General features: G+C 74.1%; 10 protein-coding genes. 5 read left to right on the plus strand and 5 right to left on the minus strand.

Features of this window, described 5'->3' with window-relative positions:
* Positions 1 to 2: 2 nt before the first annotated feature.
* The 4 genes from K8Z61_RS13485 to wecB are packed head-to-tail and all read right to left on the minus strand — an operon-like array spanning position 3 to position 6,789.
* Positions 3 to 1,832 carry a glycosyltransferase gene (locus K8Z61_RS13485; protein WP_224130367.1) on the minus strand — a complete coding sequence of 610 codons (1,830 nt, stop codon included), beginning with the start codon at positions 1,830 to 1,832 and terminating at the stop codon, positions 3 to 5.
* Entirely contained in the window at positions 1,829 to 3,970 is a 2,142-nt protein-coding gene (locus tag K8Z61_RS19370; RefSeq protein ID WP_224130369.1) for an acyltransferase family protein, read from the minus strand. Before K8Z61_RS19370 ends, K8Z61_RS13485 begins: the two co-directional genes overlap by 4 nt.
* The gene (locus K8Z61_RS13495; protein WP_224130370.1) at positions 3,971 to 5,710 is read right to left on the minus strand and encodes a glycosyltransferase; all 1,740 of its coding nucleotides are present in this window, start codon (positions 5,708 to 5,710) and stop codon (positions 3,971 to 3,973) included. It abuts the gene before it with no gap.
* A complete protein-coding gene (gene wecB, locus K8Z61_RS13500; RefSeq protein ID WP_224130372.1) occupies positions 5,707 to 6,789 on the minus strand; it encodes a non-hydrolyzing UDP-N-acetylglucosamine 2-epimerase in 1,083 nt (360 codons plus the stop codon). The genes K8Z61_RS13495 and wecB overlap by 4 nt, the downstream gene beginning before the upstream one ends.
* A 120-nt stretch (positions 6,790 to 6,909) precedes the next feature.
* On the opposite strand from wecB, the gene K8Z61_RS13505 reads away from it, so the two are divergent.
* From K8Z61_RS13505 to K8Z61_RS13525, 5 genes are read left to right on the plus strand one after another with little or no spacing between them, the layout of a single operon-like run.
* Positions 6,910 to 8,529: a glycosyltransferase family 4 protein gene (locus K8Z61_RS13505; RefSeq protein ID WP_224130373.1), complete on the plus strand. Its 1,620-nt coding sequence runs from the start codon at positions 6,910 to 6,912 to the stop codon at positions 8,527 to 8,529.
* The gene (locus K8Z61_RS13510; protein ID WP_224130375.1) at positions 8,526 to 9,815 is read left to right on the plus strand and encodes a nucleotide sugar dehydrogenase; all 1,290 of its coding nucleotides are present in this window, start codon (positions 8,526 to 8,528) and stop codon (positions 9,813 to 9,815) included. Before K8Z61_RS13505 ends, K8Z61_RS13510 begins: the two co-directional genes overlap by 4 nt.
* Entirely contained in the window at positions 9,812 to 10,663 is an 852-nt protein-coding gene (locus K8Z61_RS13515) for an ABC transporter permease (protein WP_224130377.1), read from the plus strand. The genes K8Z61_RS13510 and K8Z61_RS13515 overlap by 4 nt, the downstream gene beginning before the upstream one ends.
* Positions 10,656 to 11,648 (plus strand): ABC transporter ATP-binding protein, encoded by a 993-nt coding sequence (locus K8Z61_RS13520; protein ID WP_224130379.1) that lies wholly within the window; start codon positions 10,656 to 10,658, stop codon positions 11,646 to 11,648. Before K8Z61_RS13515 ends, K8Z61_RS13520 begins: the two co-directional genes overlap by 8 nt.
* Entirely contained in the window at positions 11,645 to 12,754 is a 1,110-nt protein-coding gene (locus K8Z61_RS13525; protein ID WP_224130381.1) for a glycosyltransferase, read from the plus strand. The genes K8Z61_RS13520 and K8Z61_RS13525 overlap by 4 nt, the downstream gene beginning before the upstream one ends.
* Here the strand turns inward: K8Z61_RS13525 and K8Z61_RS13530 are convergent.
* Positions 12,751 to 13,806 carry a hypothetical protein gene (locus K8Z61_RS13530; RefSeq protein ID WP_224130383.1) on the minus strand — a complete coding sequence of 352 codons (1,056 nt, stop codon included), beginning with the start codon at positions 13,804 to 13,806 and terminating at the stop codon, positions 12,751 to 12,753. The two genes, K8Z61_RS13525 and K8Z61_RS13530, sit on opposite strands and share 4 nt — an antisense overlap.
* Positions 13,807 to 14,081 lie beyond the last annotated feature (275 nt).

The raw sequence follows: 14,081 nt of genomic DNA on the forward strand, positions 1-14,081 counted from the left end.
GGTCAGACCTCCACGTGGGGACGCGGATCGCCGTAGAACGCCAGCCGACCGGCGGCGGTGAGGAAGCTGGCGTCCTCGACGGTCCAGGTGTGCGCGGCGCGGTCCTCGCCGCGCACGCTGACGAAGTTGAAGCGGTCGGCCGACCAGATCGACACGCCGTCGGCGATCGCCCGGTCGAGGATGTCGGAGTCGACGGCGCGCGGCAGGTCGCCGAAGCGCAGCCCGCGGGCGACGTCGCCGTCGAAGAGCATCGCGCCGCCCTGGATGCGCCGCACCCAGGAGTGCTCGAACTCGGGGTAGCGCAGCACGACCGCGCCGGTGGAGCGCAGCCACACGTAGTGGCCCCACTTGCCGGCGATGCCGGCCCCCTGCGCGCGCAGCTCGGCGGCGAGATCGCCGAGGTAGTGCGGCCCGTAGTGGTTGTCGTCGTCCATCTTCGCGATCAGCTCGCCGGACGAGGCGTCGATGCCGAGGTTCATGCAGGCGCCGAGGGTCAGCGAGGCGTCGGCGGCCACGATCTCGAGCTGCTCGACGCCGGCCTCCTTCGCCCGGGCGCGCAGGTCGGCCTCGTCGACGGCGAGGCCGTGCAGCACGAGGACGAGCTCGACCCGGGGGTGCTGCTGCCGGGCGATGTTGGCCAGCACGTTGTCGAGCTCGTGCAGCCGGTTGGTGGGCACGATCGCCGAGATCATCGGCGGCTGCGGCTCGCGGACCTCCTCGGCCGGACGACCGACGGCGGCCAGCAGGGTGCGGGCCCGGTGCCCGAAGGTGTGCGCGCGCAGCACGCTGCGCCGCAGCAGCAGCGACTCGCGGTCGGCCAGCTCGGGCTGGTTGAGCAGGGCGACGACCTCGGCGCGCAGGCCGGCGCGGTCGGCGGGCGCGAGCACGTCGACGCCCTCGGGCTGCGGCAGCCCGGCGAGCGAGATGACGGGGGTGCCGAGCGCCATCGCCTCCAGCGGGATCCAGGTGTCGTCGACCGTGCGACGCGGCACGTCGACGAGCACCGCCGCGTGCTCGATCGCCTCGACCACGCCGGCGTGGTCGGCCGGCTGGGCCAGCCGCGAGAGCGGGTTGGGCAGCACGCCGCGCGGCGGGATCGCGACGTCCTGCAGGCGCACGTCGGTGCGCGGTGCCAGCGAGCGCAGAGCCGGACCGAGCACGGTGGCGACCGGCCCGGCGACCTCCGGGTCGCTCGGCCCGGTCGAGACCACGAGGGCGCGACGCTCGGCCGGGCTGGCGGCCTCCGGCACGGCGGAGAAGCCGGGGGTCGGGGTGGAGCCGATGGTGCGCGGAGGCCGCTGGGTGCGGGCGGCCGGGAGCAGCGGCTCGACGGGGACGAGCGCGCCCCACAGGCCGAGCAGCCGCTCGCCGCCGGCGACGAAGACGTGGTCGGCGAGCGCCAGCAGGCGTCGCAGGGCGGCGACGTCGGCCTGGCCGGCCGGCGGGCGGCCGCGGGTGATCCAGACGACCACGGGGACCTCGGCGGCGCGCGCGGCCTGCAGCAGGTCGACGACGCGGGGCTCGTCGGCGCGGCCGAAGCCGGGCACCGCGAGGTCGCACAGCTCGACGAGCAGCAGGTCGGCTCCGGCGGCGGACGGCGTCTCGGCGGTCAGCGTGCGCGCGTGCCACTGGTCGTCGAGGCCCGTGGCCAGGCGCGCCGAGACGGCCATGGCGACGGTGAGCCCGGGGCGCTGGGGCCGCAGGGCCGGGGCCAGCGCCCAGGCGGGCGTCTCCTCCTCGACGACGTGCTCGCGCAGCCGGCGCAGGCGATCGCGCACGACGCGCACCGCGGTGGCGGCGCTGGCGGAGGGGGTCGGGCTGGTCAGGCTCATCCGGGCACTCCCGCCTTGCGGAGCTCCTCGTAGAAGGGCTGCGCCATGGTCTCGATGTAGGTCCTGGTGATGTGGGATCCCTGGCGGTAGATCATCACGTTGCCGATCACCGGCGGGCAGCGGCCGTCGTAGGCGGTGGGGCAGATGAAGTCGTTCATGTCGATGAACGGCACGTCCGCCTTCCTCGCCGCGGCCTCCTGCGTCGACTGGCCGCTGGCGTCGATGCCCTTGGCGCGGTCGTAGGTGCAGGCGGTGAAGTAGTCGCCCTCGTGCTCGGAGACGCACTCGTAGATCGCCTTGCCCTGCGTCTGCGGGGTGTCGGAGAGCGAGATCACCTTCACGCCGGCCTGCTCCAGCCGACCCCAGGTGTCGGCGAGCGCGGCGACCATGGCGTCCTTGCTCAGCCGCGGGCTGCCGTCGGCCTTGGTGCCGTCGATGCCGGTGGACTTCAGGCTGACGGTGACGACGTAGTCGGGCTTGTTCGCCCCCGTGAGGTCCTTCAGGACGTTGTCGGTCCAGGTGCGGCAGCTGGTGTAGGGCTGCTTGTCGTTGATCGTGGTGATGGTCGCGAAGGCGCACGCCGACTTGGTGTAGGTGCGGATGCGCCAGTCGTGGGCGTCGGCTAGCTGCTGGAAGGCCGGCACCCACTGCGCGGCCTTGGAGTCGCCGACCACCGCGATCGTCGTCTTGGCGTCCTGGGGGCCGTACTCGCAGACCTTCGGCTCGTCGGTGTCCTGGTCGACCTGGCAGCCGGCGGCGTAGAGGTCGGGCAGGTCCTTGGCCGCGACGAGCGGGTCGGGGTAGATGGCCGCGTAGTCCTCCGAGCCGGGGCCCTGGCCGGCGAGCACCGAGGTGGCCGGCGGGTCGCCGAGGATCGCCGCACCCGGGGTGTCCGCGACATTGCGCGCGCTGGCCGAGACGGCCGACGAGAGCAGCAGGCCGGCGACCACGCCGATCGCGGTGAAGAACGCGCCGACGCCCGCCGCGGTGCGCTTGCTGCGCGAGATGCGGGCGGAGTGCCGGATCGGGTTCTCGACGAACCGGTACGACAGGTAGGCGGGCACGGCGCACACCAGCAGGATCAGCACGCCGATCGGCGTGGTGATCTCCTTGTCGCCGTAGTGCGCCCGGGCGACGGTGAGCAGCGGCCAGTGCCACAGGTACAGCGAGTAGCTCATGTTGCCGACCTGCTGCATGAAGCCGTTGCGCAGCACCACCACCGGGCCGAGCGCGCCGGCGGCGGGGCCTGCGGCGAGCACGAGGGCCGTGCCGACGACCGGCACCAGGGTGTAGGCCCCGGGCCAGGTCATCTTCTCGTTCAGGAACAGGCCGCTGCCGGCGACGAGCGCCAGGCCGACCCAGCCCGCGAGCTGCGCCAGCCGGGCGGGCGCGCGGTCGAGCCAGGGCGCGGCGATGGCGACGAACGCGCCCGCGGAGAACTCCCAGATGCGGGTGCCGGTGTTGAAGTACGACGCCGTCGGGTCGCTCAGCGCGAGGTGCGCGGCGTAGGCCAGCGACGGGACGGTGATGACCGCGAGGCCGAGCGTCAGCGAGAGCCGGCGCGCCAGGCCGAACCGGCGCGCGACCAGCAGGAAGACGATGAACAGCAGCGGCCAGAGGAAGTAGAACTGCTCCTCGACCGAGAGCGACCAGAAGTGCTGCACGACCGACGGCGGCTCGTCCTCGGCCAGGTAGTCGACCTGGCGGGCCGCGAGGTGCCAGTTCACGAAGTAGAGCGACGAGGCGACGATGTCGCCGCCGGTGGTCTCCCAGCGGATCTTGGGCACGAACGCCCACACGAGCACGGCCGTCGAGACCAGCACGAGGCCGGCGGCCGGCAGCAGCCGCTTCGCGCGCCGGGCGTAGAAGCCGAGCAGCGAGACGGTGCCGGTGCGGTCGCCCTCCTTCAGCAGCTGGCCGGTGATGACGAAGCCGGAGATGACGAAGAAGACGTCGACGCCCACGAAGCCGCCCGGCAGCACCGAGAGGCCCGCGTGGTAGAGCAGCACGAGCAGGCAGGCGATCGCCCGCATGCCCTGGATGTCGGGCCGGAACCGGTCGTTGCGCACCGGCGCCTCGGGGCCGACGGGTCCGGCGCTGGACGGGGTCGCCGCCGGCCGGCTGGTGGTCGTGCTCACTCAGACCTCCGCGAGGGCGTAGGGGTCGGGGACGTCGAGCACCTGGGAGGAGCGCTGACGGATCTCGTCGTCGCTGATCGACCAGGTGTGCGTGCTGGGGTCGTGGCTGCGGATCGACACGAAGTTGAACCGGTCGGCGGAGTACACCGTCAGCCCGGCCTCGGCGACCCGGTTGAGGAAGGCGGTGTCGACGCCACGGGGCAGGTCGTCGTACGGGATGCGCTCGGCGACGTCGCGGCGGGTCAGCAGGGTGCCGCCCTGCACCTGCTTGACGTAGCGGTGCTCGGCGTGGGCGAAGCGCAGCAGGGTCTCGCCCGTGCCCTCGAGCCGCACCAGGTGCGCCCACTTGCCGACCACGTCGGCGCCGGAGAAGTCCAGCGCCCGGACGAGGTCGGTGAGGTAGTGGGTGCCGTAGAAGTTGTCGTCGTCCATCTTGCCGACGAGCTCGCCGGTGGACGCCTCGGTGCCGAGGTTGAGGATGCGCCCGAGGCTGAGCGCGCCGTCGGCGGGCACCAGCACCAGCCGCTGGACGCCGGCCGCGGCCGCGCGGGCCTGCAGCTCGGCCTCGTCCGGGGCGAACCCGTGCGTGACGAGCACGAGCTCGACGTCGGGGTGGCTCTGCCGGGCGATGGTCTCGAGCACGTGGTCGAGCTGCTCGGGACGCCGGGTCGGGACGACCGCCGAGACCCGCGGCGCGGGCCGGGGGCCGCCGGCCAGCCCGACGGTGGTGAGCACGGTGTCGACGCGGTGGGAGTAGAGGTGCTCGTCGAACACCCGCCGGTGGGCGCGCAGCGCCTGCCGGTCGCGGGCGTCGTCGTCGCCGAGCAGGCGGGTCAGCGCGGCCTCGGTCTGGGCGGCGTCCTGGACGACGGTGACGGTGTCGCCGAAGAACGGCTCGATGCTGGCGGCGGGCGCCGAGACGATCGCGGTCTGGGCCGCGGAGAGCTCGAAGAGCCGGCGCGAGCACATGGTGCGGCTGCCGGTGACCGAGTTGACGTTGAGGAAGACCTTGTAGGCGGTGTAGGCGCCGATCATCTTCCGGTACGGCAGCGAGCCGACGACGTGGCTGCGGTACGGCTTCGGGAAGCGGTAGCGCTTGTCGCCGCGCTGCATCCGCGACCAGATGTGCAGGCCGTGCTCGACGGCCGGGCCGAGCACGTACTCCATCTGGGCGCGCCGCTCGGGGTGCTTCTCGGCGAACCAGGTGCCGGCGAAGGCCACCTCGTAGGGGCGTCCGGGCATCCAGCGCACCGGCCGGTGCAGCCGCTGCTGGGCCGCGAACGGCAGCAGCGCGATCCGGTCGTGGCCGAGGTCGCGCTGGTAGACGGGGATGCGGTCGGCGTCGACGGTGAACACGTGGTCGAAGAGCCGCGCGGTCTCGAGGAACTTCGCGTAGTTGGGCGGGTCCTCCTTGTTCCAGAAGACCGTCGGGACGCCGCGCTCACGGCACCACGCGACGAGCGCCTGCAGCTCGGGGCTGGGCCGGTCGTCGCGGGTCATGTGCAGCCGCCACCGGCCGTCGTTGCCGTTCCAGGCCGACTCGACGAAGAGCAGGTCGGGCCGCCGGGCCTCGAGCGTCGCGCGCCAGTCGTCCGGCCCGAACGTCACCTGGCTCCACTCGTACCCGAACGCGAGCTCGGAGAAGGGGTCGAGCACCACCGCGACCGTGAGGTCGGGGCGGGAGGGGACGACGGGCGGGATGCGGTTCGCGCCGAGCCGAGGACGGCGGCGCAGGATCATGCGTAGGCCTCGACCAGGACCTCGGCGATGCGCGGGCCGGCGTGGCCGTCCCACAGGGGCGGGACCTTGTGGCTGGAGCGGTCGGTGGCGAGCGCGACCTCGACCTCGGCGGCCAGCGACTCGCGGGTGACGAGCCGGTTGGTGCCGTGGGTGATGGTGACCGGACGCTCGGTGTTGGGCCGCAGCGTCAGGCACGGCACGCCGAGGACGGTGGTCTCCTCCTGCACGCCGCCGGAGTCGGTGATGACGACGTCGGCGCCGCGCACCAGGCCGAGGAACTCGACGTAGCCCAGCGGCTCGCACAGGCTGATGCCCGGGTGCTCGAGCAGGCCGGCGCCCTCGAGCGCGGCGCGGCCGCGCGGGTGCAGCGGGACGACGATCGGCACCTGGTCGGCGGCGGCGTGCAGCGTGCGGACGAGCGCCTCGGCGTCGGCCCCGGCGTCGACGTTGGCCGGACGGTGCAGCGTGGCGACCGCGTAGCGACCCTCGAGCGCGTGCCGCGCGCGGGCGGCCTCGACGTCGAAGGCGTCGAGGTGGGCCAGCAGGGTGTCGATCATCGGGTTGCCGACCAGGTGGATGCGGTCGGGGTCGGTGCCCTCGTTGCCGAGGTGGGCCACCGCGTCGGCGCTGGTGGCGAAGAGCAGGTCGGAGAGCCGGTCGGTGACCAGCCGGTTGACCTCCTCGGGCATGGTGGCGTCGAAGCTGCGCAGGCCGGCCTCGACGTGGGCCAGCGGGATCTGCAGCTTCGCGGCGACCAGCGCGGCCGCGACGGTGGAGTTGACGTCGCCGTAGACGACCACGGCGTCGGGGCGCTCGGCGAGGAAGAGCTCCTCGAGGCCGACCATGACGGCGGCGGTCTGGGAGGCGTGGGTGCCGGAGCCGACGCCGAGGTTGACGTCGGGCTCGGGCAGGCCGAGCTGGCGGAAGAAGACCTCCGACATGCGCTCGTCGTAGTGCTGGCCGGTGTGCACGAGCCGCTGCTGGACGCGATCGCCGCCGAGCGCCGCGACGGCGTCGATGACCGGGGCCGCCTTCGGGAAGTTGGGCCGCGCACCGGTGATGTGGATGACGAGCGACATGCGACCTCCGCGGGCGAGACGCCCGCCGCCTCGGTGGGACTTGACTGCGGAAACTTACTACAGTGCGGCGGCGGGCCCGGAATCGCACGACCGTCCCACAGCAGGCAGCGAGGAGTCCTCATGGGTGCAGGCAGCCGGCGTCTCGACGCCGCGGGCCGCACCCTCCGCGACGCCCCCGCGGCGGCCGTCGTCACGCTGCGTCACCTGCTGCGCGCGACCGCCCACGTCGGCGGCGTGCCGGCGCCGTGGCAGGACGACCCGCGCTACCGCGCCGCCCTCGACGCCCACGCCCGCGGCGAGCTGCGGCTGGCCCGCGAGCTCGCCCGCGCCGCCGGCCCGGTCGGTCCGCTCCTGGCCCGGCTGATCGACGGCGAGCTCGCGATGCTGCTCGCGCCCGTGCCCGCCGGCCCGCTGCCGCCGCGCCGGCTCGGGCCGCCCGCGCCCGCCGGCGCCGAGCGCGTGCTGCACCTCGTCACCAACTCCGAGCCCGAGATCGTCGCCGGGTACACCGTGCGCACCCGGGGCATCACCGAGCAGCAGGTGCGCGACGGCGCCGAGGTGCACGTCGTCAGCCGCCTGGGGTTCCCGGTCAGCAAGGGCCGCCTCGGCGTCCCGGCCCGCCGGGTCGTGGCCGGCGTCGTGCACCACCGCCTGCTCGGCCCGCGGCTGCCGCTGCGCGCCGACGACGCACTGCGGCTCGACGTCGAGCGCGCCTCGCGGGTCGTCGAGCAGGTGCGTCCCGACGTGCTGCACGCGCACAGCAACCACCTCAACGGCCGGGTCGGGCTCGCGCTGCGCCGGCGCCACGGCGTCCCGCTGCTCTACGAGGTGCGGGGGCTGCTGGAGGAGACCTGGCGCAGCCGCGCCGCCGACCCCGACGCCGCCGCCCGCACCGACTTCCACCGGCTCAGCCGGGAGTCCGAGGCGCAGGTGATGCGCGCCGCCGACGCCGTCGTGACGCTGAGCACGGCCCTGCGCGAGCAGGTGATCGCCCGCGGCGTCGACCCCGCGCGCGTGCACGTGGTGCCCAACTGCGTCGACGACTCGTGGCTGGCCGAGCCCGTCCCGCCCCGCGCGCCGGGAGCCGGCCTGACCGTCGGCATCGGCGGCACCCTCAACGCCTACGAGGGCGTCGACCTGCTCGTCGAGGCGGTCGCCCTGCTGCGGACGCGCGGTCGCGACGTCCGGCTGCTCGTGGCCGGCGACGGCCCGGCCCGGGCCGCGCTCGAGACGCTGGCCGCCGAGCGCGGGCTCGGCGACGCCGCCACCTTCACCGGCCGGCTCGACCGCGCGGCGCTCGCCGACGCCTACCGTCGCCTCGACGTCTTCTGCCTGCCGCGCCGCGACCTGCCGGTGACGCGCGTCGTCCCGCCGATCAAGCCGGTCGAGGCGATGGCGCTCGGCCTGCCGGTGCTCGCGGCCGACCTGCCCCCGCTGCGCGAGATCGTGGGGGAGGATCGGGGCGTGCTGGTGCGACCTGACGACCCCGAGGCGATCGCCGCCGGACTGGAGGCCCTCGCCGACCCCGCCGAGCGGGCCCACCGCGGCGCCGCCGCGCGCCGCTGGGTCGCCGACACCCGCACGTGGAGGGCGGCGACGCACGCCTACGCCGCCGTCTACGGCACGATGGACCCCACCGCAGACGCCCGTCGGACCGCACCGGACCACGCACCGGCCCACGCACCGGCCCGACCCGAACCAGCCCGCCGCACCGGCGCGATCCGAGGAGAGACCCTGTGACCGCATCCCCCACCGCCGACACGACCTGGACCCACGACCTCGTCGTGATCGGTCTCGGCTACGTCGGCCTGCCGCTGGCCAAGGAGGCCACCGCCGCCGGTCTGCGGGTCGCCGGGCTCGACGTCACCGAGGCCATCGTCGAGGGCCTCAACGGCGGTCGCTCGCACGTCGACGACCTCTCCGACGCCGACATCGCCGCCATGGTCGAGGGCGGCTTCCGCGCCACCACCGACGCCTCGGTGATCGCCGGCGCCGAGACCGTCGTCATCTGCGTGCCGACCCCGCTGGGCGACGGCGGCGGCCCCGACCTGCGCGCCGTCCGCTCGGCCGTCGCCGCGATCGGCGCGAACCTGCAGCGCGGCCAGCTCGTCGTGCTCGAGTCGACCACCTACCCCGGCACCACCGAGGAGGAGGTCAAGCCGCAGCTCGAGGAGGCCAGCGGCCTGACGGCGGGCACCGACTTCTCCCTCGCGTTCTCCCCCGAGCGCATCGACCCCGGCAACCCCACCTGGGGCCTGAAGAACACCCCGAAGGTGGTCGGCGGGCTCGACGCCGAGGCCACGAAGCGGGCCGGCGCGTTCTACGGCCGCTTCGTCGACACCATCGTCGAGGCGGTCGGCGCCCGCGAGGCCGAGACCGCGAAGCTCCTCGAGAACACCTACCGGCACATCAACATCGCGCTGGTCAACGAGATGGCCCGCTTCTGCCACGAGCTCGACATCGACCTGTGGGACGTCATCCGCTGCGCCTCCACCAAGCCGTTCGGCTTCCAGGCGTTCTACCCGGGCCCGGGCGTCGGCGGCCACTGCATCCCGATCGACCCCAACTACCTCTCCCACAACGTGCGCGCGAAGCTCGGCTACCCGTTCCGCTTCGTCGAGCTCGCCGAGGAGATCAACGCGACGATGCCGGCCTACGTGGCGCACCGCGCGCAGAACCTGCTCAACGACCACGCCAAGGCCATCCGCGGCTCGAAGCTGCTGCTGCTGGGGGTCACCTACAAGCCCGACATCGCCGACCAGCGCGAGTCGCCCGCGGTGCCGCTGGCCCGTCAGCTCAGCCAGCTCGGCGCCGAGCTCGTCTACCACGACCCCCACGTCACCGACTGGCGTCCGGGCGTCGAGGTCACCCGCGCCGACGACCTCGACGCCGCGCTGCGCGAGGCCGACCTGGTCGTGCTCGTGCAGAAGCACACGTCCTACGACCCCAGCGCGCTGGCCGCCGCGTCGCAGCTGTTCTTCGACACCCGCGGCGCGACCGTCGGCGAGGAGGCGCACCGACTGTGACCGATCTCGCGGCGCTCGCCGCCGAACACGGGCTGAGCAGGGTCGGCGTCCGGCCGCCCCTCAGGGAGTACCTGCGCCAGACCTGGCAGCGGCGTCACTTCATGATCTCCCTCGCGGCGGCGCGCGCCTACGCGCGCAACCAGTCCGGCGGCTACCTCGGCCAGCTCTGGGCGGTCATCACGCCCTCGCTGTGGGCGTGCGTCTACCTGCTGGTGTTCGGCGTCGTGCTCAAGACCAACCGCGGCATCGACAACTACACCGGCTTCCTGGTGATCGGCGTCTTCCTGTTCCACTTCTCCACCGCCTCGATCTCCAACGGCTCGAAGGCGATCTCGCTGAACCAGGACCTCATCGGCTCGCTGCAGTTCCCGCGCGCGATGCTGCCGCTGGCGACCGTCACCGCCGAGCTGTTCACGCTGATGCCGGCGCTGCTGGTGCTGATCGTGGTCGTGATCAGCTCCGGCGAGCCGCTGCGACCGGTGTGGCTGCTGCTGCCCCTGGCGGTCGGCCTCCAGTGGGTCTTCGGCATGGGCATCGCGATGGTGCTCGCCCGGCTGGTCTCGCAGTTCCGCGACTTCGGGCGGCTCGTGCCCTTCGTGCTGCGCGCGCTGATGTACACCTCGGGCGTCTTCTTCTCGCTCAACCACTACGTCAAGGACGGCGCCGCCGCTGACATCCTCAAGCACCAGCCGATCGCGATCTACCTCGAGCTCGGCCGCTCGTGCCTGCTCACCGAGGTGCCGGTGTCGCTCTCGTCGTGGCTGTGGGGCATCGGCTGGGCCTTCGGGCTGCTGGCCGTCGGCTTCGTGTTCTTCTGGCGCGCGGAGGAGACCTACGCCCGTGGCTGACGACTACGACGACCACGACGACCACGACGAGCCGGCGGAGGGTCCCGGCATCCGGCCCGACGCCGGCAGCCGGGTCGGCAAGCCGTCGCTGATCGTCGACGACGTGCACATCCACTACCGCACGTTCGGCGGCCGCCGGCTCAAGGGGCAGTCGTGGAACCAGCGGCTGCGGCGCCACGTCGGCGCGGTCGACGTCGTCAAGGCGGTGCAGGGCGTCTCGTTCGTGGCCCACCACGGCGAGTCGATCGGCATCATCGGCCACAACGGCTCGGGCAAGTCGACGCTGCTGCGCGGCATCGCCGGCGCGCTGCCCGTCACGCAGGGCGCCATCTGGGCCGACGGCACCGCGTCGCTGCTGGGCGTCAACGCCGCGCTCATGCGCGACCTCTCCGGCGAGCGCAACATCGTGCTCGGCGGCCTGGCACTGGGCCTCACGCCCGCCCAGGTGCGCGAGCGCTACGACGACATCGTCGACCTCGCCGGCATCGGCGAGTTCATCGACCTGCCGATGCGCGCCTACTCCTCCGGCATGGGCGCGCGGCTGCGGTTCGCGATCTCGACGTCCTCCCAGCCCGACATCCTGATGATCGACGAGGCGCTGGCCACCGGCGACGTCGAGTTCAAGCAGCGCAGCCAGGACCGCATCGACGACATCGTCGAGCACGCGGGCACGATGATCCTGGTGAGCCACTCGATGTCGATGGTGCGCAACATGTGCGACCGCGTGCTGTGGCTCGACCGCGGTCGCCTGGTCGCCGACGGCCCCACCGCCGACGTGCTCGACGAGTACTCCGCCAAGACCGGACGTCCGACCGCGCGGCCCACCAAGCGCAAGCGCGTGCAGGTCGACGACGCCGACGAGGACCAGCCGGTCTCGCGGCGCCGTCAGCAGGAACAGGCGGCCCGCGAGGAGGCCGCCCGCGAGGAGGCCGCCCGCGAGGAGGCCGCCCGCGCCGAGTCCGCGAAGGCGGAGCAGGCCGGGTGACCCGCGCGCTGGTCGTCACGGTGGTGCACCACCCCCAGGACGCCCGCATCAGGCAGCGGCAGATCCCCGCGCTGCTCGAGCACGGCTGGGAGGTCACCTACGCGGCGCCGTTCACCGGCTACGACGTGGCCGCCGTGCCCGAGCCCGGCCTGCGCACCCTCGACGTGCCCCGCGCCCGCGGACGCCGTCGGCTGCGCGCCCTCCGCGCGGCCCGGGCGCTGCTGCGTCGCGAGGCCCCGGCGCACGACGTCGTCCTGCTGCACGACCCCGAGCTGCTGCTGGCCACCACGGGGCTGCGCCTGCCGCCGGTCGTCTGGGACGTGCACGAGGACACCGCCGCCGCGCTCGGCATGAAGGCCTGGCTCCCCGCGTCGCTGTCCGGCCCCGCGGCCCGGGGCGTGCGCGCGGTGGAGCGTCGGGCGGAGCGCCGCGTCGACCTGCTCCTGGCCGAGGACGCCTACCAGCAGCGGTTCGCGCGGCCGCACCCCGTCGTCCCGAACACCACCCGGGTGCCGGACCGGGTCGTCGCACCGGGCGAGCCGCGGGTGGTCTACGTCGGGCACCTGACCCGGGCCCGCGGCGCCCTCGAGATGATCGCGGCCGGCGCCCTGCTGCACGAGCGCACGGACGGGCGGGTGCGCGTGCAGCTGGTCGGGCCGGCCGACGCCGAGGCGCAGGCCGCGCTGGTCGACGCGCCGGGCGTCGAGTGGCTGGGCTTCCGGCCGTACGCCGAGGCGATGGCGCTGCTGGACGGCGCCCTGGCCGGGCTCTCGCTCCTGCACGACCAGCCGAACTACCGCGTCTCGCGGCCGAGCAAGGTGGCGGAGTACCTCGCGCACGGGCTGCCCGTCGTCACGACCCCGCTGCCGGAGGCGGTGCGGCTGGTCGAGGAGGCCGACGCCGGACGCGTGGTGCCGTTCGTCGAGGGCCGCGCCCGACCCGAGGACGTCGTCGAGGCCGTGCTCGCGCTCGAGGCCGACCCCGCGCTGGCCGAGGTCGGGGCGCGCGGCCACGTGTACGCGCAGCGGCACCTCGACTGGCGGGTGCACGCGGACGCGTTCGTGCGCCACCTGGCCGGCGTTGCGGCCGGCCCCGCCCGCGGCTAGCGCACCACGCGCGGCAGCACCGCCAGCCGCTCCGACGGCGCGTGCACCATCATCGTCGCGCCGCGGCTGTTGAGCAGGGTGGAGCGGATCCAGAAGCGCTGGGTGCAGCCCTTGCGCCGGGCGACGCGCACCCGCTCGCGCTGGAACAGCATCGCGTGGTGCACCGACGGCGTCACCATCCGCGAGCCGAGGAAGACCTGCCGGGGGGCGCACGCGTGGCCGCGGCGGTCCAGCTGGACGACGGTGATCCGCGAGCGCACGCGCGTGCCTCCGCTGCGCACGTGGAAGCGGCACAGGTTGCGGCCCTGCGTGGTGGAGTCCTTGCTGCCGCCCGGCGAGGAGCAGGTCGTCACCTTGTGGTCGGCGAGCAGCTGGAAGGAGCGGCCGGCGCCGATCCACACGCGGGTGCTGATCGGCGACCACTGGCGATGCGGTCGGACGACGCGGGAGCGGGCGGCCGTCCCGATCGAGCGCGACCAGCGCCGGAGCGGCTGTGAGACCGCGATGTAGGAGCCGTCGGAGACCCGCCAGGCGTTGCGCCGCGCGCCACCGCGATGCGGACGCGGCCGCTCGCCGGTGGCGTAGACGGTGCACGCCACGCGTCCGGTGCGCGGGACGCGGTAGACGAAGCGCGGCGTGAGCAGGCTGCGGTGGCCGCGGACGAGGTTCTGCGTCGATCCGGCGCTGCGGACGCCGCGGGCCCGCGGGCTGCAGCCCATGGAGACTGCGGCCATCAGCACGGGGTCGCCGGTGGTGCGCGGCTGCCGGGCGTACACCTTCGCGGTGATCAGCCGCCGCTCGCCGGCCTTGGCGCGGAACACGACCTGGAGGATCCGCACGGTCTCCCGCGGCGGCACCGAGCGCTGGTCGACGTGGGTGACCGTGCGGGCCGCCGGCCGGCCGAGAAGGTCGGATCCGCGGGCGAGCGCGGGCGCCTCCAGCACGGCCGCGACCAGCGCCGCCACCACGGCCACCGCCAGCAGCGCGACCGCCGTCGACGATCCCGTACGTCCCTTCAGCCCCACGCGCCCCATGCGTGTCCGTCCGAGCATGCCCACCTCCCGAGATGCGCGACCACCGTACGGGGCCGTCGACGGCGCCGTCCGGCGAACCCCGGCATCGATCGGACGGACCTGCCCGGCCCGCCCGGGCCACGTCCGCGGCCCAGGGTGGACTAGACCGGCGAGCTTGCACCCATCCGCGGGGCGGGCCGCGCCGAACGAGGGATGGAGCACTCCCCAGCACCCTGTTCCTCGGGCCTAGCCCCGGGAACAGCACGTCGGCCGCGACATCGCGCTCAGGCCCTCCCCAGGACCCTGTTCTCACA

The sequence above is a fragment of the Nocardioides sp. TRM66260-LWL genome (assembly GCF_020075545.1).
In the GTDB taxonomy this organism is placed as follows: Bacteria; Actinomycetota; Actinomycetes; order Propionibacteriales; family Nocardioidaceae; genus Nocardioides.